At 49.9% G+C, this 20866-nt stretch carries 18 protein-coding genes; 8 read left to right on the top strand and 10 right to left on the bottom strand.

The annotated features are described in order from the left end of the window. Window positions 1–211: 211 nt before the first annotated feature. On the bottom strand, window positions 212–1249 hold the full coding sequence (gene rsgA / locus CX664_RS17940) for a small ribosomal subunit biogenesis GTPase RsgA (RefSeq protein ID WP_101748053.1): 1038 nt from the start codon (window positions 1247–1249) through the stop codon (window positions 212–214). Window positions 1250–1509: 260 nt separating this feature from the next. Here rsgA and orn point away from each other — a divergent pair, with 260 nt between their 5' ends. Further along, window positions 1510–2049 (top strand): oligoribonuclease, encoded by a 540-nt coding sequence (orn, locus tag CX664_RS17935; RefSeq protein WP_101748052.1) that lies wholly within the window; start codon window positions 1510–1512, stop codon window positions 2047–2049. 148 nt (window positions 2050–2197) lie between these two features. On the opposite strand, the gene CX664_RS17930 is transcribed toward orn, so the two are convergent. From CX664_RS17930 to alc, 6 genes are all read right to left on the bottom strand, one after another. Next, window positions 2198–3409: a urate hydroxylase PuuD gene (locus CX664_RS17930; protein ID WP_101748051.1), complete on the bottom strand. Its 1212-nt coding sequence runs from the start codon at window positions 3407–3409 to the stop codon at window positions 2198–2200. 80 nt (window positions 3410–3489) lie between these two features. Next, on the bottom strand, window positions 3490–4785 hold the full coding sequence (gene guaD, locus CX664_RS17925) for a guanine deaminase (RefSeq protein WP_101748050.1): 1296 nt from the start codon (window positions 4783–4785) through the stop codon (window positions 3490–3492). Further along, window positions 4785–5300: an ureidoglycolate lyase gene (locus CX664_RS17920; RefSeq protein ID WP_101748049.1), complete on the bottom strand. Its 516-nt coding sequence runs from the start codon at window positions 5298–5300 to the stop codon at window positions 4785–4787. Before CX664_RS17920 ends, guaD begins: the two co-directional genes overlap by 1 nt. Before the next feature lie 34 nt (window positions 5301–5334). Further along, window positions 5335–5673, bottom strand: a complete 339-nt coding sequence (gene uraH, locus CX664_RS17915) for a hydroxyisourate hydrolase (RefSeq protein WP_101748048.1) — start codon at window positions 5671–5673, stop codon at window positions 5335–5337. Next, window positions 5670–6188, bottom strand: coding sequence for a 2-oxo-4-hydroxy-4-carboxy-5-ureidoimidazoline decarboxylase (gene uraD / locus CX664_RS17910; protein WP_101748047.1), 519 nt, complete (start codon window positions 6186–6188; stop codon window positions 5670–5672). The genes uraH and uraD overlap by 4 nt, the downstream gene beginning before the upstream one ends. Then, window positions 6185–7318 carry an allantoicase gene (alc, locus tag CX664_RS17905; RefSeq protein WP_244910687.1) on the bottom strand — a complete coding sequence of 378 codons (1134 nt, stop codon included), beginning with the start codon at window positions 7316–7318 and terminating at the stop codon, window positions 6185–6187. Before alc ends, uraD begins: the two co-directional genes overlap by 4 nt. Before the next feature lie 108 nt (window positions 7319–7426). On the opposite strand from alc, the gene puuE reads away from it, so the two are divergent. After that, complete coding sequence (puuE, locus tag CX664_RS17900) at window positions 7427–8359, top strand: allantoinase PuuE (RefSeq protein WP_241693453.1); 933 nt, start codon at window positions 7427–7429, stop codon at window positions 8357–8359. Between the two features lie 32 nt (window positions 8360–8391). Further along, complete coding sequence (locus CX664_RS17895) at window positions 8392–9468, top strand: patatin-like phospholipase family protein (protein ID WP_101748045.1); 1077 nt, start codon at window positions 8392–8394, stop codon at window positions 9466–9468. Window positions 9469–9601: 133 nt separating this feature from the next. On the opposite strand, the gene CX664_RS17890 is transcribed toward CX664_RS17895, so the two are convergent. Beyond that, window positions 9602–10297: an arylesterase gene (locus CX664_RS17890; RefSeq protein ID WP_101748044.1), complete on the bottom strand. Its 696-nt coding sequence runs from the start codon at window positions 10295–10297 to the stop codon at window positions 9602–9604. Here CX664_RS17890 and CX664_RS17885 point away from each other — a divergent pair. From CX664_RS17885 to CX664_RS17875, 3 genes are all read left to right on the top strand, one after another. After that, a complete protein-coding gene (locus CX664_RS17885; protein WP_101748043.1) occupies window positions 10296–11048 on the top strand; it encodes an ABC transporter ATP-binding protein in 753 nt (250 codons plus the stop codon). The genes CX664_RS17890 and CX664_RS17885 overlap by 2 nt on opposite strands. After that, window positions 11045–13591 (top strand): ABC transporter permease, encoded by a 2547-nt coding sequence (locus CX664_RS17880; protein WP_101748042.1) that lies wholly within the window; start codon window positions 11045–11047, stop codon window positions 13589–13591. Before CX664_RS17885 ends, CX664_RS17880 begins: the two co-directional genes overlap by 4 nt. Window positions 13592–13762: 171 nt before the next feature. Next, window positions 13763–14209, top strand: coding sequence for a hypothetical protein (locus CX664_RS17875; protein WP_101748041.1), 447 nt, complete (start codon window positions 13763–13765; stop codon window positions 14207–14209). Window positions 14210–14508: 299 nt separating this feature from the next. Here CX664_RS17875 and fliO read toward each other — a convergent pair whose 3' ends face one another. After that, window positions 14509–14913: a flagellar biosynthetic protein FliO gene (fliO, locus tag CX664_RS17870; RefSeq protein ID WP_180966541.1), complete on the bottom strand. Its 405-nt coding sequence runs from the start codon at window positions 14911–14913 to the stop codon at window positions 14509–14511. Window positions 14914–15407: 494 nt separating this feature from the next. On the opposite strand from fliO, the gene CX664_RS17860 reads away from it, so the two are divergent. Then, window positions 15408–19550 (top strand): hypothetical protein, encoded by a 4143-nt coding sequence (locus CX664_RS17860; RefSeq protein WP_146000122.1) that lies wholly within the window; start codon window positions 15408–15410, stop codon window positions 19548–19550. Window positions 19551–19603: 53 nt separating this feature from the next. On the opposite strand, the gene CX664_RS17855 is transcribed toward CX664_RS17860, so the two are convergent. After that, window positions 19604–20005 (bottom strand): phnA protein, encoded by a 402-nt coding sequence (locus CX664_RS17855; RefSeq protein ID WP_101748037.1) that lies wholly within the window; start codon window positions 20003–20005, stop codon window positions 19604–19606. Between the two features lie 104 nt (window positions 20006–20109). Here CX664_RS17855 and CX664_RS17850 point away from each other — a divergent pair, with 104 nt between their 5' ends. Then, window positions 20110–20775, top strand: a complete 666-nt coding sequence (locus tag CX664_RS17850) for an N-acetylmuramoyl-L-alanine amidase (protein ID WP_101748036.1) — start codon at window positions 20110–20112, stop codon at window positions 20773–20775. The last annotated feature ends 91 nt before the right edge of the window (window positions 20776–20866 follow it).

The raw sequence follows: 20866 nt of genomic DNA, 5'->3' as shown, positions 1-20866 counted from the left end.
CTAGGAGGCTGACCGAGAATAGACTGCCCTACGCGGCAACTGCTCCTGCGTTGCCCTAGCTCCTGCATCCATGCAGTCGTGCGGTGGCAGCAAATTGGTCTAAAAATTCCGTTTCGTTCGGCAAATAGCCCCGCTATTCACCTCACAAAACGAAATTTTTATCCTCAATTTTCTGCCGTCCTCGCTACGGGCGCTATTCTCGGACAGGCTCCTAGGCTTTTTCCAGAGAATTCAAAATATTCTGGTAGCTGTCCATTCTTTCCTGAAGAATATCGCCATTCATAAGGGCCTGGCGAATAGCGCAACCCGGCTCCTGTTCATGACTGCAATCCCTGAACTTGCAGTGCCCGATAAAGGGACGAAACTCCTTAAAGCCGTGCAATACGTCTCCCGGTTCCATGTGCCAAAGTCCGAATTCACGAATCCCCGGGGAGTCAATCAGCATACCACCGGCCGGGAAGTGGAATAGCCTGGCTGCCGTAGTGGTATGGGTGCCTTTGCCGGTGCTTTCGGACAGCGGGCCGACCTTGGTATCAACGCCGGGCAGCAGTGTATTGACCAGAGAAGACTTTCCGACACCGCTTTGGCCGACGAAAACACTGGTGTGTTCATTCAGCAGGCTCTTGAGTTCATTGAGCCCATCTTCCGTCCGGGTGGAGGCTTTAAGTACGCGATAGCCAATACGCTCATAGTTAATCAGCATATCGTCCAGCTCTTTACCGACAGATGGACGACTCGCTCCACCTACCAGCAAATCGGTTTTATTGAGCAGGATGACCGGCTCAATACCCACGGTTTCCGCAGCCACCAGATAACGGTCAATCAGGTTTGAATGGGGAACAGGCACCGGGGCGATGACCAGAACAATGTAGTCAATATTGGCAGCTACCGGCTTTAGCTGTCCTCGCATATCCGGTCTGGATAACAGGCTGTCACGGTCCTCAAGTGCCACTACCACCCCCATGCCGCCTTTGCTGGAAGCTCTCCAGACAATACGGTCACCGGTCACCAGTGGTGGCAGGTTGGCCCTCAGATGACAGCGATAGGTCTCACCGGGTTTGCCAATGGGTTCGATATCCAGCTGTGCGCCATAGTGGGCAATAATCAGGCCGGGTTGCTCAGGTCCCAGGGAGTCATCCTGAAGTTCCAGGGTAATCTTATCCTCACGCTTTTGGGCGCGGGCTTTGCGTTCTTCCTGAATTTTCTCAATGCGCCAGCTTTGTCTGCGCGTTAGTTTGCGCTTACTCATAGTGTGCGGGAGAGAGCCTGAATTGTAAGGTTGGACAGTATCATAAATTTGTATTGAGCTGATTTCGCTGCAATTATGAATGAAGTAGACTTATTATGTCAGCTGATTCGTTATCTGCCCTTAAATTGATCCATCTTTTTGCAGCGACGGGGCAGGGAACTAAAGCTCTCTATAATCTATTGAATCAGTTGGTTTTTTCCTGACTTACAGGTAATTATCAAACCGTTCAGACTTTCTAAACTTTGACGATCGGGTGTTGGATGGCTAAATCGGATAATCTCGTATGGATCGACCTGGAAATGACGGGCCTGGATCCAGTCAATGACCGGATTCTTGAGATCGCGACAATTGTTACCGATGGCCAGTTAAACATTCTGGAGGAAGGTCCGGTTCTCGCGGTTCACCAGAGTGATGACGTTCTGGGTGCCATGAACGAGTGGTGTGTTAACACCCATGGAGCCACAGGCCTGACGGATCGGGTCAAAGCCAGCACCATCAGTGAAAAGCAGGCTGAGCAGATGACGCTGGATTTTCTCCGTCAACACGTTGACCAGGGCATTTCGCCAATGTGCGGTAATACCATCGGTCAGGACCGCCGTTTCCTCTGGCAATATATGCCAGAGCTGCACGACTACTTTCACTATCGGAATATTGATGTCAGCACCCTGAAAGAGCTGGCTCGTCGCTGGCAGCCGGAATTACTGGAGCAGTTTTCCAAGAAGGGTGTTCACCTTGCGCTGGAAGATATCCGTGAGTCTATTGATGAACTTCGGTTTTATCGTCAGCACTTTATCAAATAGCATTTCTCAAGAGTCGTTTAATCACTTTGACATTTCAATAAACACTGCCCGCTTCCCGCTGCCCGAAAAAGACAGGCTGATTGTGCTTTTACGGGAAGCGGGCGGCGGGAAGCGACCTTAATTGTTAGCTTTTATACCAACCTGCACGTTATTGAACACTCTGCTCAGACTTCACTTGTTGATACCACAGGCCAAGTAAATTGCGCTCTTCATCGGTCATGCCCGTACGATTAGCCAATGGCATAATCTGTGTCTGTACGGTCTGGCTATAAATCTTATCAGCCTTGTTGGCGATGGAATCATAGTCGTGGAAAACCAGGCCACCGGGCGGTGACTGAAAGAGAGGATCGGTCGGTGTTGCCGAGTGACAGGTGCTGCAACGGGCAGTAACCAGCTCCACAATATCACCCTGCTCCACAGCCGCTTGCTCTGCCATCGGTGCCTGCTGTGCAGCCATTTGTGGCCGGATAATAAAGGCCAGAGTCAACATCAACACCGCCGCAGCAGGCCATAGCCAGGTTAAAATGGCACCCTGATTGCGTCGGTTGAAGAAATGACGAACCAGCACTGAAGCCGCAGCCAGAACCGCCAGAATTGCCCAGTTCCACTGGCTGCCAAAGGTCATGGCATAGTGACCACTGATCATGATAAACAACAACGGCAGTGTGAAGTAGTTGTTGTGGCGAGAGCGCAGCAAAGCATGCTTGGCAATGTTTGGATTAAAGCTGGTATCCCCCTGTTCAGCGGCAGCAACCAGTTTTCTCTGGGAAGGGATAATCACCCTGAACACATTTCCCACCATCAGGGTGCCAATCAGCGCACCGACGTGAATATAGGCGGCACGGCCACTGAACAGTTGTGCGTAGCCCCAGGCAGCAAACACCACCAGCGAGAACAGCACCAGGCTGAACAGCGTTTCCTGTTTGAACAGCGGGGATTTACACAACAGGTCATAAATCAGCCAGGCGGTCAGCAGGCTGAAGATACTGATGGCAATGGCCTGAACTGGCGTCAGTGCAGACTGCGGTGCCAGTAAATAACTCTCGGCCCCCCAGTAATAAATAATGGCCAGTAAGCCCATACCACTCAGCCAGGTGACATAAGCCTCCCATTTAAACCAGTGCAGCGTTGTCGGCAGCTTTTCCGGGGCAAGATGATATTTATTCACTTCATAAATACCGCCGCCGTGCAGCGCCCACAACTCACCTTTGATGCCTTTTTTCTGCTTGTTTGCTGGCGCAGCTTCCAACCGTCCTTCCAGCCAGTTGAAATAAAAGGATGCGCCAATCCAGGCGACACCGGCAGTCACATGCAGCCAGCGAAATAGCAGGTTTAACCACTCTTGTAGATAGGATTCCATGGTTCAATACTCATTTTATTATTGAAAATGCTGAGCGACGGTTGTTATAGACGTAATGGTGTCGTCAGCACTTCCGGCTTTCAGGCTTCCTGACCCATGATGATGGTTTTTTCAATGACCCGGTCATCGCCCATCACCATCAACACGCCAAGCAACTCTTCCAATGTTTTGGTTTTTTCCGTTCTGAATTGAAGCATTGGGGTAGCCGCCGGATTAAGCACCAGAAAATCCGCTTCATTGCCTGTGCGGAAGCTACCGATCTTGTCGTCAAGATGAAGTGCCCTGGCACCTCCCAATGTGGCCAGGTAAAAAGCTTGAAGCGGCGAGATGGTTTCCTCCCGCAACTGAGATACCTGATAAGCGTCTTTCATGGTATTGAGCAGGCAGAGATTGGTTCCCCCACCCACATCGGTGCCAAGACCGGTGGGGATACCATGGGCCTTTGCCCGGTTCAGATTAAACAGCCCGCTACCGAGAAACAGGTTGGAGCCCGGGCAAAAGGCGATGGACGAGCCGGAACTGCCCATTCGCTGCCAACTGTGGTCACACAGGTGGACAGAGTGGGCAAATACGGACCGGGGGCCCAGCAAGCCATGCTGATCGTAAACATCCACATAGTGTTTGCTGTCAGGGAACAATTCCTGAACCCAATCAATCTCTTTCGGATTTTCCGAGAGGTGGGTGTGCAGATAAAGACCATCGTGTTCCCGCAATAACCGGCCAGCCATGTGCAACTGTTCCGATGATGAGGTAGGGGCAAAACGCGGGGTTACTGCATACGACAATCTCCCTTTGTTATGCCACCGGTTGATCAATGCTTTACTGTCTTCGTAGCTGCTTTGAGGAGTATCAAGCAGATAGTCAGGGGCATTACGATCCATCATCACCTTGCCTGCGATCATACGCAGATTTCGTTGATGGGCTTGTTGAAAAAAGGCATCAACGGACTGAGGTGCCACGGTACCAAACACCAGGGCTGTGGTGGTTCCATGGCTGAGGCACTGATCCAGAAAGAACTGTGCAATTTCACTGGCATATTGCTCATCAGCAAACTTCTGCTCTGCCGGAAATGTGTACTGGTTGAGCCAGTCCAGTAACTGGACACCGCAGCCTGCCAGTACTTCAAGCTGTGGATAATGTACGTGGGTATCGATAAAACCCGGAATCAGAAAACGACCGGTGAGGTCTTTTATTTCTGTTCCGGCGGGCAGATTCTTAAAGACCTGATCGGACGGGCCGCATCGGGTTATCAGACCATCTTCAACCAGAAGGGCACCGTCTTCAAAAAACTCCCACGCGTCCTCTGAGCCCTGTTGTTTCGCCGGATCCTCCAGAAAGTGCAGGACAGAGGCTCGCCAAACTACCGATTGACTCATCATGGCACCTCCACAATATACGGCGCAGACATCAGGACCTCATCACAGTTATCACCGGGTCCCTGACGATCAATCACCAGATACTCTTCTCCGCCATCAACGGACAGTAAAGGGTGATGCCAGACTCCGGGGTGGTAGGTAACTCCCTGTTTACCGTTGGTCAGAAAGCAGCGAATGGATGACAAATCGGGCGTCGCATCATCACTGGAGCCAGGGGCCACCACCACCAGAAAGCGCTGGCCTGCCAGGGGCATAAATGTCTGGCTACCCAGCGGGTGTCGTTCCAGCAGGTCCAGTTGATAAGCGTGGTTAATCGGGGCTGTTTTATAGATATGTATTGTCGTGTAACCCTGATCATCCGTGGTGACGGATGTCAGGTCGCTGTATTTCTGACAGCGACCCTGATTGATCACCAACGGTGTATCCCGGGTTTCGAGTACATCACCAAAAGGTTCAAAGGCTTCACGGGTCAGTATTTCCACCTTCAGCGTCTGGGCTGGTATTTCTTTATCCATAAGCCTTGTTCTCGTTCTTATTATATTGAGTCAATCAGCTGCCCCGATAGGTTGAGTAACCATAGGGTGATAACAGCAGCGGAACATGGTGATGACGGTCATCACTGACCTCAAACGTCACCACAACTTCCGGGTAAAAGCACTGGACTTTATGCTTCTGGAAATAATCCTTAATGGCGAAATGCAGCTGATAAACCCCTTTGGGAAGATTCAGGTCATCTGTCGCCAGGTTTGGAATGCGGCCATCACTGTTGGTGACGCCACTGCCCACTGGCTGCCAGCCATCACCTGCCTGTTTTGACAGGGAGACAGGGACTCCTTCTGCCGGTAAGCCGCTACCGGTATCCAGAATATGGGTGCTGATGCCGGTCATGCCATTTGCCTCCATTCAATCAGTTTGTTCAGACGTAGCCGGGTTATCTTATGTTGCTCGGCAGCGGCAATCGTCAGTTCATGTTCCGGCTGGTTATTCAGCCGGTCATTCAGCAGTGACAGCATCTGATCCGCTGACTTCCCGGTGGCGCAGACAATGAAGATATAGCCAAAGCGGGTTTCGTAAGCGGTGTTACCGTCTGCTAATGCCTTGAGTGTTTCGTCACTGGCAGTGGCTGCGCCTGATTGCTCATGACCGGCCATATCACGGGTATTGGCGTATTTTGCTTTCAGGCTGTTTACGTCGCCAATCTTCGGATGGCCTGCAAAAGCCTGTAGATAGTCTTTTTCTCCACAGGCGGACCAACTGGTGTCCGCTGTGGATAGAAGCTGATCTTGACTGGAGTATGGCCGGTTGTTCGCCATGTATTCCAGCCAGTGGTCACTGGTACAGCATTGGCGGAAAAAATGCCTGGCGCTATCCATATCCAGACTGTTCAGTTCATCCAGTGTCATGAACTACTCCCCTCAACGTCGCTTTCAAAACCGCTCTCATAACCGCTCTCATAACCAAGAACGCGAAGCCTTGATACCCCCCCATCAGGAAATATATTCAGACGCACATGGGTGTATGGTTGTTCCGTATTCTGCAACTCATTCAAGAACCGATGGTTGCGATGAGCATGCAGTTTCTGTTCCGGAAGAATGGTATGCCATTGCACAGGATCCGTTGCATCTTCAGGGTTTTCCCCAGCAAAGTGACAGGCCTCCAGGCTGCAACGGTCAGGGTAGTTACCCTTGAAGTGCAAGGTATCCACTTCTACGCGACGAATAGTTCCGGGCAGAGCCAGCTTGACCATCATCCAGTCATTGCCGCCCTGCCGCCGACGTCTGGTTTCCCAGCCATTATGCATATCGACACCACGCCCTGGCAGTAACAGGTTTTGCATAGGGCCAAAGAATGAGTCACTGCAGGCTACGGAGCGGCCACCGTTCATCAGTGCCGACAGATCCAGGGGCTCACCCGGTAAGCGATGGCGCTGATCAAGATGAACCTTGCCATAAACCCGGAGACGGGCGACACCGCCATCGGGGTAAATTCGCAGACGAATATGGCTGGCTACTCTCGGAGACTGATCCAGAGTAATCAGGTTTCGGCAATCGGGCTGTACGTCCACCCGATCCGTCAGCGGTAGCCAGTTGCTCTGTTCGTTGGGATCGGCGTCATCAAGCAGGTAGTCCAGCTGCACTGCGCCGGGGGCATTACCTTTAAAGTGACGTGTATCAATATCCAGCGCTTCGATTTCACCCACAGCAGCCAGGCGCACAATGACCCAGTCACAGCCTTCAAAACCCGGTGCATCGCGACGGCGGCGTGACTCCCAGCCATCCATCCATTTGCCGTAAGCCGTATATTTTTCTGGCAGAAATACCGGCTCTTCAGCCAGTAGCAGGTTATCTTTTTCGGCAAAGAAATCATCGCTGCAGTCGAGAACATCCCCACCCAACGCACGGGCTGCCAGATCAATTCTTGTCTGCTGCCACTGTGCGGCGAGATCATCAGAAGAGTTATTCATTAATGTGTTGAACCTGCTGTTATTATTTTTCAGTGCATTGATAGCGGCAAACTTGTGTGAGCTTTGCACCAATTTTTCCTGATAGAATAAGATTTTATTATTTGACCATTTAGTCAATTTTTTGAGCATTTATGCCATAGAACCCATCAGGCAGGCAATAAAAAAATGGAGAGCCCAATGACGTTCGATCCTCTTTTAACGACAGATGACTACCCAAGAGACCTGGTTGGTTATGGCAAAACGACGCCTGATCCCCAGTGGCCGGGTAATAGCAGAATAGCGGTTCAGTTTGTTATCAATTACGAAGAAGGCGGCGAGAACTGCATTCTTCACGGTGATGAGGCATCGGAGGCATTTCTCTCGGAAATCATTGGTGCTCCGGCTCATAAGGGCATGCGTCATATCAGTATGGAGTCGATCTATGAGTACGGCTCAAGGGCCGGGTTCTGGCGACTTCACCGGCTGTTCTCACAGAGGCAGATACCGGTGACTGTGTACGGTGTCGCCATGGCCATGGCGCGTAATCCGCAAGCTGTCAGAGCCATGATAGAGTCCGGTTGGGAGATTGCCAGCCATGGTTATCGCTGGATTGACTATCAGTTTATGGACGTTGATGAAGAGCGTCGGCATATGCAGGAAGCGATTCGTCTGCACACCGAAGTGACCGGTAAGCGCCCAACCGGCTGGTATACCGGGCGCTGCAGTCCAAATACCGAGCAGCTGGTGGTGGCAGAGGGAGGTTTTTTATATCACGCCGATAGCTATGCCGATGACCTTCCCTACTGGGATACCCGGTTTGGTAAACCCCAGCTGGTGGTTCCCTATACGCTGGACTGCAATGATATGCGCTTTGCCACCGCCCAGGGTTTTAACAGTGGCGATCAGTTCTTCAGTTATCTGAAAGACGCTTTCGATGTACTTTATGAAGAAGGTGCCACGGCTCCCAAAATGCTCTCAATAGGCCTTCATTGTCGTTTGGCTGGACGACCGGGGAGGGCGGCAGCCCTGACCCGTTTCCTGGATTATGTGCAATCCAGGCAGCAGGTATGGCTATGTACACGGGAACAGATTGCCCAACACTGGCATACTCATCATCCTTATAATCGATAACACTGGTTGGTAATTTTCAGGGAGAGCGGTGTATGGGCAGTCTGATTGATATTCAGGCCGGGGCAAAGGCATTGGACAGTATTCGTGCCAATGGTTTGCCCCAGGAGAGTGTCAAGGTCATGGTAGGCGCTTCTGGTGGTCCAAAGTGGTTTGTCCTCAGTGGCCTGGATAAAGCTTTACTGGGCGAATACTTCCGCGACAGAACATCACCGCTGGATCTGATTGGTACGTCCGCCGGCAGCTGGCGTTTCAGCTGTTACAGCCAGGATGACCCTCTGGCTGCCCATGAGCGTTTTGAACAGGGCTATATTTACACCAGTTATTCCAGCAAGCCAGATGCTGCTGAAATAAGTCGAAAAGCCAGAGAGTTGGTAGAAACCATCGTTTCCTCCGATAGTGTCGGACAGATTCTTGATAATCCCGTTTTCCGTTTTAATCTGATTGCCGTGAGAAGCCATGGACTGACCGCTTCTGAGCGAAAACCGCTACAACTGGTCGGCCTGGGGCTTGCCGCTACAGGAAACTTGATTAATAGAAAATATTTGTCGTCATTTTTTACCCGTACTCTTTTCTATCATCCAGCCTATGACACTTCAGAGAAGCCTGCTTTTTACCATGCCGATGATCTTCCGACTGAGCGTGTACGACTGACGGCAGCCAATCTGGTGGATGCCATTATGGCCTCTGGCTCCATTCCTGCGGTAATGCAGGGGGTGAAGAATATCTCTGGTGCGCCCGCAGGCTGCTATCGGGATGGCGGGCTTACCGATTACCACTTCGATATGCGCTTTCATCAGGGTGATGGTCTGGTGCTTTATCCACACTTTTACTCAAGGATGATTCCAGGCTGGTTTGACAAGGCCTTAAAGCATCGCAGGCCGTTGCCACAGAATACCGACAATATGGTACTGGTTTCGCCGTCACAGGCATTTGTTGACCGGCTTCCCTATGGAAAAATACCCGATCGCAATGATTTTGCCCGATTTACCTACGACGAACGGGTGCGCTACTGGCAGCGGGTGGTTAATGAGAGCAAGCGGCTGGGGGATGAATTTCTGGAACTGGTCGCGGGTAATAAAGTACGACAGGTGGTTAAGGAACTGTCCTGAAATAACTTCCACATCCGATGTTGTCGAGTAAAGAAAAAACCTTGCCACGGAGACACGGAGAAAAGAAAAAATCTTTTCCTCTGTGACTCCGTGACTCCGTGGCGAAAAAAAGGAAGTTATTCAGGGACAATTCCTAAGCCCCGGGCTTAATCACCGAGAGGGTTGACTGCTGCAACCGGGGTTGCAGCTCAGGCCATACATTGTTTAACAGGATTGGCTGGGCGGCTTCCGTCGGGTGAATCCCGTCCGGTTGATTGAGTGAATCATTGCCTGCAACGCCATCCAGGAAGAAGGGAATCACTGGTACGTCCCACTTTTTACCCAGCCCATGAAAAGTTTCTGTAAAACGTCGGGTATAGACCGGTCCATAGTTGGGCGGGATCTTCATTTCAAAGAGAATAATGTCAGAATTGTATTCCCGGGTCAGGGCGATCATCTGATCAAGGTTGGATTTGATGGTTTTCAGCGGCTTTCCCTGCAGACCATCGTTGGCACCCAGCTGCAGTAACACCAGGTCCGGGTTGGTCTGTGCCAGCGTTTTGCGAAATCGGCTCAGGCCTCCGGCGGTGGTTTCGCCACTGATACTGACATTGGCAATTTTCCAGGGGTACTGATGGCTGTCGATTTTTTCCTGAAGTAATTGCACCCAACCCCGATTGATATCCGTAAGACCGTAGGCAGCACTAAGACTGTCGCCATACACTAATAGTGTTTTTTCTGAAGCTGACAAATTGATGGCCGGAAGGGACATTAAAACAAGAGTAAACAGCCTTGAGCCAATAGAAAGCCTTGAGCTGGTGAAAAGACGACGAAATAAGGATTTTCTCATGAATGATGCGCTCTCCGGTTCCCGCAACACTCTCACCTCTGAGACCGCCGCTGAAACCACTCCATCGATAGAATCTGATTCACTGGCGGTGACTGCCTCAGGTCTGGAAAAGACCGTGGTTGCCCGTGATAACCGACTCACCATCTTGTCCGGACTTGACCTTCAGATCAAGTCTGGTGAATCCGTTGCGATTGTAGGGACCTCCGGCTCAGGCAAGTCAACGCTGCTGGGTATTCTGGCAGGGCTGGATTTGCCCACGGCAGGCAGTGTCAGTCTGGCCGGAAAACGCATTGATCATCTGGATGAAGATCAGCGGGCAACGGTGCGCGGGCAGCATACCGGGTTTGTTTTTCAGTCATTCCAGTTACTTGCCAACCTAACGGCACTGGAAAACGTTATGTTGCCCCTTGAGCTGGCGGGTGTGGATAACCCCGGTGAACGGGCCAGGAAACTGCTAACCCGTGTCGGTCTGGAGCACCGGCTGGAGCATTACCCGAAACAACTGTCCGGTGGTGAGCAGCAGCGGGTCGCCATTGCCAGGGCATTTGCCGGGGAACCGGATATCCTCTTTGCCGATGAACCCACCGGCAATCTGGATGAGAAAACCGGTGAAAGCATTATTGAACTCCTGTTTGAAGTAAATCAGGCCAGCGGTACCACTATTGTCCTGGTTACCCATGATATGGACCTTGCCAGACGGTGTCAGAGAATACTGAAATTACACGGCGGTCGTCTGGAGGCGGTGCTATGACGGTGAACAGTTCCCCCGCAAGTCTTAAGCACAATAAGGTTATCCACAAGCCGAAAAGTACCTTCGGACTCGCCTGGCGTTTCCTGCTCAGGGACTGGCGCTCCGGCGAACTCTGGCTGCTGGTGGCGGCACTGTTGATGGCGGTTGCAGTCAGTACCGCCATTGCCCTGTTCAGTGAACGCCTGCAACTGGCTCTTGGACGACAGGTGGCAGAAGTACTGGGTGCCGATATGTTGATTCGCAGCCCGGGACCGGTGCAGCCAGAGATTCTCGAAGCAGCCAGAAAGCAGGATTTAAAGTTATCCACAGTGCTTGAATTTCCCTCGGTGGTGATGGCCGGGGATGAAATGCAGATGGTCTCTGCCAAGGCTGTGGAAAACAATTATCCACTGCGCGGACATATTCGTACGGCAGATCAACCCTTTGCCCCAGACCAGATTGTCAATGACACACCCAGCCCGGGTGAAGCCTGGCTTGAACCCAGGCTTTTTCCTTTACTGGGCGTGGCTATCGGCGATCAGGTGATGCTGGGGAATACCTGGCTGACCATTACCCGGGCAATCACGTTGGAAACGGATCGGGGAGGTGATTTTTACAGCTTTTCGCCCAGGCTGATGTTCAATATGGCGGACCTGGAAAGCACCGGCATTATCCAGCCGGGCAGCCGGGTCAGCTGGAAAACGCTGATGGCAGGAGAGCTTTCATCACTGGAACAATTCAAGGCATGGTCCAAAAGTCGTCTGGATACCAGTGAACAGTTGCTGATGGCCGACGACAGTCGACGTGATCTGCGCAACTCGGTGGTGCGGCTGAAGCAGTTTCTTGGCCTGGCCAGTATGGCCGCGATGCTGCTGGCTGGCGTTGCGGTGGCCATGGCCAGCCAGCGGTTTGCAGAACGCCGTTTTGATAGTTGTGCGGTGATGCGATGCCTGGGAGCCAGTCGCCAGCAGGTGCTGAGACTGTTGCTTGGGGAGCTGGCTTTTGTGGCGGTGCTGGTGGCGCTTCCCGGCGTATTGATTGGCTGGTTGCTTCAGGAAGGGATTGTCCAGTTACTCAGGGGGGTATTGCCCGCCTGGCTGCCCGCAGCGGGCATCATGCCGATGCTGATTGGTGGGCTCACCGGAGTGATTACCCTGGCCGGCTTTGGGCTTGCGCCACTGTTACGGCTACAGGACGTTTCGCCACTGAGGGTCTTAAGACGTGACCTGTCGCCTGCACCGGCGGCTTCCTGGCTGGTATATGGCTTTTCGTTAATGGCGGTGTTTCTGCTGCTCTGGTATCACACCGGCGAGGTGGTGATGGCGCTGATTCTGGCCGTGGCTTCGGGGGCGGTGCTGATGATGATCTCCCTGGGCGTGCAATTGCTGCTTACTCAACTGGGCAATCGTCAGAGGCTTGCTGCCCTGCCGGTGTTCTGGCGTCCCGGGGTCAGCAGGATTATCCGGGGTAAAGGCAAGACCTCGGCCCAGCTTCTGGCATTTACCCTAACCTTTATGGCCATGGCGGTGGTGCTGCTACTGCGCACCGATCTGCTTGATCGCTGGCAGAATGAGTTGCCGGACGAGACACCCAACTACTTTGCCATGAATATCCAGCCGTCTGAAGTTGACGCATACTCCAAGTTTCTGACCATTAATGATGTGGATACCAGTCAGCTCTATCCGATTATCCGTGGTCGTCTGGTTCGCATTAATGATGTGCCCGTCAGGGAGGCAGTAACCAAAGAACAGGAGAACCATAACGCCCTGAACCGTGAATTGAATATGACCTGGTCAGAAACGTTGCCGGAAAATAACCGGATTGAACAGGGCGAATGGTGGGAACCCGGCAGCAATGAGGGGCTTTCCATTGAGGCAGAAATTGCTGAAAACCTGGGTATTGATCTGGGTGACCGGCTGACGTTTATGGTGTCAGGCAATGAGTTTACCGAAACGGTGAGCAGTATTCGTTCGGTCCAGTGGGAGTCTTTCCGGCCTAATTTTTACATGATTTTTCCTGAGGCCATTTTACAGGATCTGCCGGCTACCTGGTTGAACAGCTTCTATCTGGATGCAGAGGATAAACTGCTGCTCAATGGTTTGGTCACTCAGTTTCCCACCATGACCTTGCTGGACCTGGATGCTGTGATTAGCCAGGTTAAGAAGATGCTGGCGCAATCAACCATTGCTGTCGAAGCGATGCTGGCGGCACTGCTATTGGCAGGGTTGCTGGTGATGATGTCCGTGATTGAATCCAGCATTGATGAACGCCTGCACGAGGGCGCATTAATTCGCTCACTGGGAGGAACCCGTCGTCAGCTCTTGATCATGCAGATCGGCGAGTTTGTTCTGTTCGGTATTCTGGCGGGTTTACTGGCAGCCTGTGGTACCGAGCTTGCCAGCTATTTGCTCAATACCCGGGTTTTCCAGTTGCGCTGGGAACCTGCCTGGTTTATCTGGTGTGCATTACCCCTGTTTGGTGCCGCTGTTCTGGGTATTGCCGGATGGTTGGGGATTCGCCGGGTCATCAGTCAGTCTCCTGCAAATATTTTGCAGGAGGTGTGAGCCAAACTGCATCTGTATAAAAAATAAACAGGCATTGTTTTGCCCAGTAACAGTAAGGGATAAAAGGATTTATCCACAGCTCATTCAGGGAGTTGATCAGGGAAACTGTGGAAATCTGTTCACTATCTGGATTAACCTGAAGAAAACACTACCTCAGGGAAGGAGGTTACGATGGCGTGGGTAATTGATGGCGATGTCAAAGGGCTCAGTGGACCGTCTGCACGGGAAGACATTATGGAAGGAGTAGCGACTGTGGTCTCTGCCGATTCGCTTCCCATTGAGGATGAATCCTACCTCTGCCTGTTATGCCTGCGGGACAGTACTGAGCGGATCATCATGCTCTACTTTAATTACATCAAGTTGCGTCAGGAAATATCGAGAGACACGCCTGCCGTGCTGATCGGCATGCTGATGGTCATGCAGGAAAAACACCAGGGTCTGCAGGAGAAGCTGCTGCATTACTACCCGGATAATATGGCCGCTGGCAAATGGCACGATCGGGATGAGCAAAATGAATGCCTGGGGTATCTCAGTGAAGATAACCGGCAATCCTTACAGCAGATCTGTCTGACCGAGATGAAGATGGTGATGTTGATATCACAAATGATGGAACGCTAGGAGGCATTGACAGGTTGCGCACAGGTTTATGTGGATAACCTGTGCGCTACCTGTATAACTCCTGTTGCCAGTTATGAATAAGTTTGCCGTGAAAGAAAATTGCCACGGAGGCACAGAGACACGGAGAACAGAAAAACGCTTTTCCTCTGTGTCTCCGTGACTCTGTGGCTAAAGCTTTCATGACAGAGGGTGACAAACCATCGTCATGAACATTTGTGTATAAGCAGGTGTGGACAAACCGAAAACAACAGTCAGGCAGGAGAACCCAGAAGATCAAAACAAGTGGATTAACGGAGCTGTTAATCGTGGCCCCCTGGACCATCCGCTTTCTCAGAGGATTTATCACCATCCCCTTTGGAGCCCAGGAGTTTTTTAAACTGCTCTGCCAGATCCGTCTGCCCTTTGATCTGACTTCTTTCGACGACCGGGGCATCAAAATCTTTCAGCAGAGTGATTTGGTTAGGTGTGATGCCAATAAGAAGATCTTTGCCACTCACCCGAACCAGAGTCAGGCGTGACTGATTCGTTAGAGGCGCACTGGATAATAACTCGATATCTTTGCCCATGGCCGGCAGTTTGGGGTTAAGCCGCTTGACCAGCCAGGCCAACGCAAAAATCAGGCTGACCACCATCAGCATGGGCATGACAACCTGGAACAGATCCAGTTCACTGACCGGATTGGCAGGCTCTGCTGTCTCTGCCATCAAGCTGGCGGGCAGAAATAACAGTAAAGCGTAATATTTGCATAATTGTCTCATGCTAATGACTATAAAGCCCTCCCGGCTCAGAGTGCAAGCTTCTGATTTGGTTTATATTCTGCGCAATGGTGAAATCCCCTGCTGCTCATTGGCTCATCTTATTAAAGATGTGATTTAAAATGGAATGTCCAGACGAGAATCAATTGACTCCTGATGCTCAGATAATCATTAGATATCAATAGATTAATAGTATTGGGGAATTTTCTAACCTGGTATTTTTATTTCTTTAATGAACTATTGTCCTCAATATTGATCTAAAAGGAGTAATTAGAAAATCATTCGAACTTAATCTGCTTAAGATGTGATTTCTTAACGAATGCAATGACTGTTGCTTGAAGTAAGCAAAACATTAAGTCCTAGTGGAATACAGGAAGAGCCCTTAAGCTGATTAAAACCCCATACGGTTAAAAAATCTTTCCAGAGTATTTAAGGAGTAAAAAATGGATAATAAGGTTGGGAATAAAGGTTATGGAACAACAAGCTCTTCTCCTGGTGTCGGCCCCTCTGAATCTGCAAGGCGCAGGCATGATACGGGTACTCATGAAAGATATAAACATCCCGCTAAAAATGATGGCACAGGACAACCTGTTCCATCGCAGCAATTCGCAGGTCGTCCCTGTTCAACAAGGCTGCCGCGGCCTTCCGGAGTCTCCGTCAGCACGGGGCCCGGTTCTGTAATCCGCGCTATTTCAGGACCTCGACTTGCACCAGAAGCCTCTGCTTATTCAATAAGCCAACAGACTGCAGTTACCCGGTTATCTTCACCCCACAACCGGAGTACTGCCGCTGACTCTTCTGCAAAGTCTTTGAGTGATATTGCCAGGGTATGTTGTGAAATCTTCCGTAAAGAAATTCACCCAAGACTCCAATTTATGAATGAGGTAACTGAACAGGATGTTCATAAGGCTGTGTCGACACTGCAAAACTCAGTAACAGTCATGCAGCATTTAAAGGCGTTGAAACCTGATACGAAATTAGATGTCGCATACAGATGGGCCCTCGAAGAGGTGGCCACAGCACACATGACTTTGTCCGTTGCCGGGATGACCAATTCTGAAACTGGTTCAAGAGCAAAGAAGTCTGAGTCAACAGTTGAGGGGAATAGGCAAAAATACTCACCCCGTTACGACCTGCGAGCTGAAACCGCTGCCAATAGACCGGGACAATCAGAGGCAACACACGCTCCTCAACCACCGAAAGTAAAAATTAAACGCCCGGTACTTACCCGATCCAGGCAATCACCGGGTATGGGAACTCAAAGAGAAATACAGGATGCCCGGTCAGATCGGTTAAAACCACAAGCTCGGCAGCATGTGCCCATTCCACCGACTAACAATGAGCAAGATCGGCCACCGACAACGGTTGCAGATACATCTGATGGTGCTTTCCTGGGTCTGAGTGGTGATGCTCTGACCGAATCTCTCTGGTTTGACATCTACAATGGCCGGAAGGCTGCTAATTGGATAAAGCATGTCAGACAGCCTGAAGAACTGCCGCCAAAGGTCAGTTCACAACGTGCTGCTGTGAAGAACATTACGCCCCCGTTTATCCAGACTGATTTACCAGGGGCTCATGCATCTACTCCGCTAACAGCTAATGCTTCAGGCTCCTCCACTTTCCGTTTGCGCCCATCGGCACAGAAAAAGCAGGAAACCCCGCTTATTCCACCGAGCTCTCACTTCCGGCCAATCAGGCCTGAAGCGAATGTTGCTGCCACTTCCCCTTTGACAGAAGGCCTGAATCTACCGAAAGCGCCAGAGCCCGGCGAAGCAAGGCGAAAGCATCTAATGCCAGGAGTGAGCAGCAGGCCTCCGGCACCGGTAACCACAGCAAGGTCCGATGCTGCCCTGACAAAAGCTCCAGACATGCCTGTTCAGCTGGTAACTCAGGGCCTGCCAAAAGCTGACTCTGAACATTTGGCAGTTGCAACCAGAGAGCCATTTACAACATTATCCTTTAATATTCGTCGCTATGCTCAATTAGAAGGCGAGAGCCTAACAAATGTTGTAAGCAGCATTAACTCATTAGGACTGAATAAGAATACTATCGAGCTAGCTGCTGGATACTTGTGGAAAAAGGAAACTCAGGATGCTTTGGATATAGTGCTAGCGGCGTACACCACGCTGAACACGCCGGTATTGACTACTCCCCCTGGCCCTACTGTTGAAGCTAACCAGGTTTCAGTGTCTGCAGATGAGCTTTCTAACGCTGATAGACCTGAGAATTCTATTTCCGACTCCGGCGCGTCGAAACAAGTCATAGAGGCTGTTGGAGGTCGTCACACCATTGACCCTGACTCCAGGCTCTCTGAGGAAGATGAAGGCGGTTACGACATAAGAGAGGCTATTTGGGAGGCAATGAAAGAAGAGGTGGGTGTTCTTTCATCTGGTCACAGCTCAGGTACATCTAGTCCAGGTAGTTCATCTAGTTCATGGCATTTCGTAGACACTAAACCAGATGAGCATGTCGTAGACACTAAACCAGATGAGCATGGTGGTACTGAATATCTTATCCGCGCCGAATCTCAAGCTACCCATTGGCCGGACCATCCGCAAAGACAGGCAGCGGAGCCTTGGGTCGCCCTGGGCATGAAAGACCCGACTCCCTCTCTGGTATATGATTTTAGGAATCAAAAGATTGATCCGTCAGCGCTGCCTGATCAATCCGAGAACACCAGAATCACTGAGGAGCAAATCCCGAAAATAATGGAACAACTTAAAGCGTTATGTCCTATGGATGCCGCTACCGAGAAAAGGATATGGAGCAATATTGGTACTATCCAACTGACTACCACGGAGGTTGAGGCGGCCACTTATGGTGGTAGAGATTCGCTTTGTAATATTGTGGCAAAATGTATGGAGGGTCCATCATTACCACAACAAGCAGCTATTCATGCCGACGGACGTATCACTCATCCAAGTGAAGCAACGGTAAGACCAGCAGGCATTCAAGCAAGAAACAATAACTGTGGCCTTGCATCCTTCTTTATGTCTATTTCACATGATGGATTGCTGGGTAGGTTGATTAGCGATGCAAATAATAAAATTGAAACACTTGAACGTTTAGGGGATTCTGATAAAACCAGATCCTTAAAAAGGCTAGTTAACCTACTGGAGAAATTCAATACTGGTGGAGATATTGATAAATATATTTCAAATGATGAACTTGATAATATCAGATTACACTATAGCCTGAGAGCAGCCAAGTTGAAGCGTGAAGCTGTGGATATTGCTTTCAATAATAAAGAGCGGCTTGTAAATTTTGTGGTGGGATCGGCATTCGAAAATGGCGCAACATTAACAAATGACAATAAAAAAGCGACAATTTCATTAGAAATATCAGCAATTCCAAAAAAAGGTTCATTATACGCTACGGTTGTCTCTCTTCCTGATCCATCTACAGGTTATATGCTTCTCAAAGGCACTCCTCTGGTTGCAGGTCAACAGATAACTAAAGCTAATCTTGAGGATTTGGAATTTATACCATTTGGAGAACAACTGGAACCCGCTGAGTTTATAAGCAAGATGCTTAATGAAATCTATGGGTATTTGAATACTGAAGCCGAGCCGTTACAAAGTATATCGCAATTACAGCGTGTACCCATGTCACTCAAACAAAAAGTCACCTTGATTGAGATGCATCATGATCGTAAAGAATTAGAAAAAACCACCAAAAAATCACAAAATTTTGATGTTTTCATAAAGGATGAAGAAGTTCCTGGAAATTTAAAACTCAAAAAAAATGAAACTAAGCCTCATGTGTATAACAGGGATACTATCGGAGAGACTATTGAATATTATCATAATGAAAATGACATCCTGAGTTTAAAACTGACGATGGAGCACCATCATGCACATAAGGGTGTAATCCGCAAGATTTTCGAGTACTTTGATGAGAACGGAAATACCTCCGAGAAAGTTATCATTGGAATGGATAAACACTGTATGGGTGGTACTCCTTTCGTTCGTTCCAGAGAGTCTGATAAAGTTGAAAACGGAGAAAGAATCAAAGTTGAAGAAATGCTGACTGGATATTCAAAAAGCACTCCATTTGCAGGAAATTTAGTAACAACGAAAACAAAGAGAGCGGATAACTTTCAAGATTTGATCGACATCTTTATTGATAGCTTGAAAGATACATATAGTAACGGTGCTTTAAAAGCACTTTTACCGGAGGGAAAAGATGATTGTCCGGAAGTCATATTCATGATCATACCTAATGAGGGTAAACACAAAAGGTGTAAATTAGACTGGCAAAAGGATGTTAGCCTGCCCACGTCTCAAGGTAACAAAAAAGTCACTTATGGAGCCGATGCCATGCTTGCGATTGCTGAAAGCCACTTTTTAGCCTGGTTAAGAGATCGTAAAAACGGGTTGCTTCACTATGCCGACTCCATGGGCGATAGTGAAAAAAATGTTACGATTCCTGTGGTGGTTACGATGCCGGATCAGAATACAGAAGCTGCGCTTCAACTTGCTGATCAAAAGGTCAATGGCATTCATAGACACTTCAGAGAAGCCGAAAGAAAGCTAAAAGTGCTTGATAGCCAGGTGGCTTTGGTGATGTTAAAGCGAAAAGATTAAAGAACGCTGAGCCATTTATTGAACAATAAATGGCTCTTTTTTTTGCTCCCTTTTCATATTTTTGCGGCGTCTGCCCACTGCTCAATGTCAGGCTCAAGGTAAGCATGCTCCAGCGCTTCGATAGCCCAGTCCTGTCTTTCCGATAGTTTTCTTAGCAGTCGAAGAGAAACCACCTGAACGGCGGGTATCTGGCTCCAGATACTTTTAGTCAGGCATCGCCAGTGGTTGGGTTCCAGACGTTTTGGCTGTTCCAGTTGCGTTTTGCAGGTTTCACAGAGCATCAGACAGTGGTCGTAATCTGGCTCACCGGGGACAGGCTCTACCTCATAGATGGATAGTGGAACGCCGGACGCTTCACACAGTTCACATTTTGATTTTGCCCGCCGTGCCAGGTCCTTTCCCAGCATACTCAGGGCACTCTGTCGCTCCTGATGCTTTAGTAGCCCTTTGGCCATGGTTTATCCTCCAAAAATTTCTTGATCGTTACATCTTGACCGCTTGCAGTCTCTGGAAAATCAGACAATGATAAGCTGATTGATATCTGGCTGGCTGCGAGCTTATGACTCTGAATGTGAACAGGGTAAAAACTGCGAACAGGGATGACTGGTTAATTCCTGTGGATTATCTGGTAATTCATTATACAGCGGTAGACCTGAAAGATACGCTGGACATTTTTATGAATCCTGAGTCCTGTGCGTCTTCACATCTGGTGATCGATACGGATGGTGAGATTTATGAACTGGTTGACTGTCTGGATGGCCATGTCTATCGCGGTTGGCATGCAGGGGTTAGTGAGTGGGAAGGCATTCAGGGGTTAAATGACTGCTCTATTGGCATCGAGCTGGTGAATTATAACGGTAATGTATTCCCGTTTACCGAAGCACAGTACCAGTCGTTGCAGCAGGTGATGGCCAGGTTCAAAGAACACTATCCTGATTTGCGCGATCCTGAGAGGGTGCTTGGTCATGAGCATATTGCCGGCTTTCGTGGCAAAGCTGACCCCGGCATACTGTTTGACTGGCCCCGTTTTTACCGGGAGAACTACCCGGAGCTAGAGACCCCCTGCCGTCCTGCGCTATGCCCGAAAGCACTGCAAGAGAGTTTGCTGCAACTGCAAAAGAGTGAGCCTGAATCGCAAACAGAAAAAAGTCAGTTCTGGCGTTCGGTCAGTTTGCTGACAGAAACGACTATTCGACTTATTGCAGAGGCTAAGACAGGCTCTTGATGCATCAGTCCAGACTATGTTGATCCTGGGAGGCTGACCGAGAATAGACTGCCCTACACGGCAACTGCTCCTGCGTTGCTCTAGCTCCTGC

The sequence above is a fragment of the Endozoicomonas acroporae genome (assembly GCF_002864045.1).
GTDB classification, from domain to species: domain Bacteria; phylum Pseudomonadota; class Gammaproteobacteria; order Pseudomonadales; family Endozoicomonadaceae; genus Endozoicomonas; species Endozoicomonas acroporae.
This window is presented reverse-complemented; position numbering and strand designations above follow the sequence as displayed.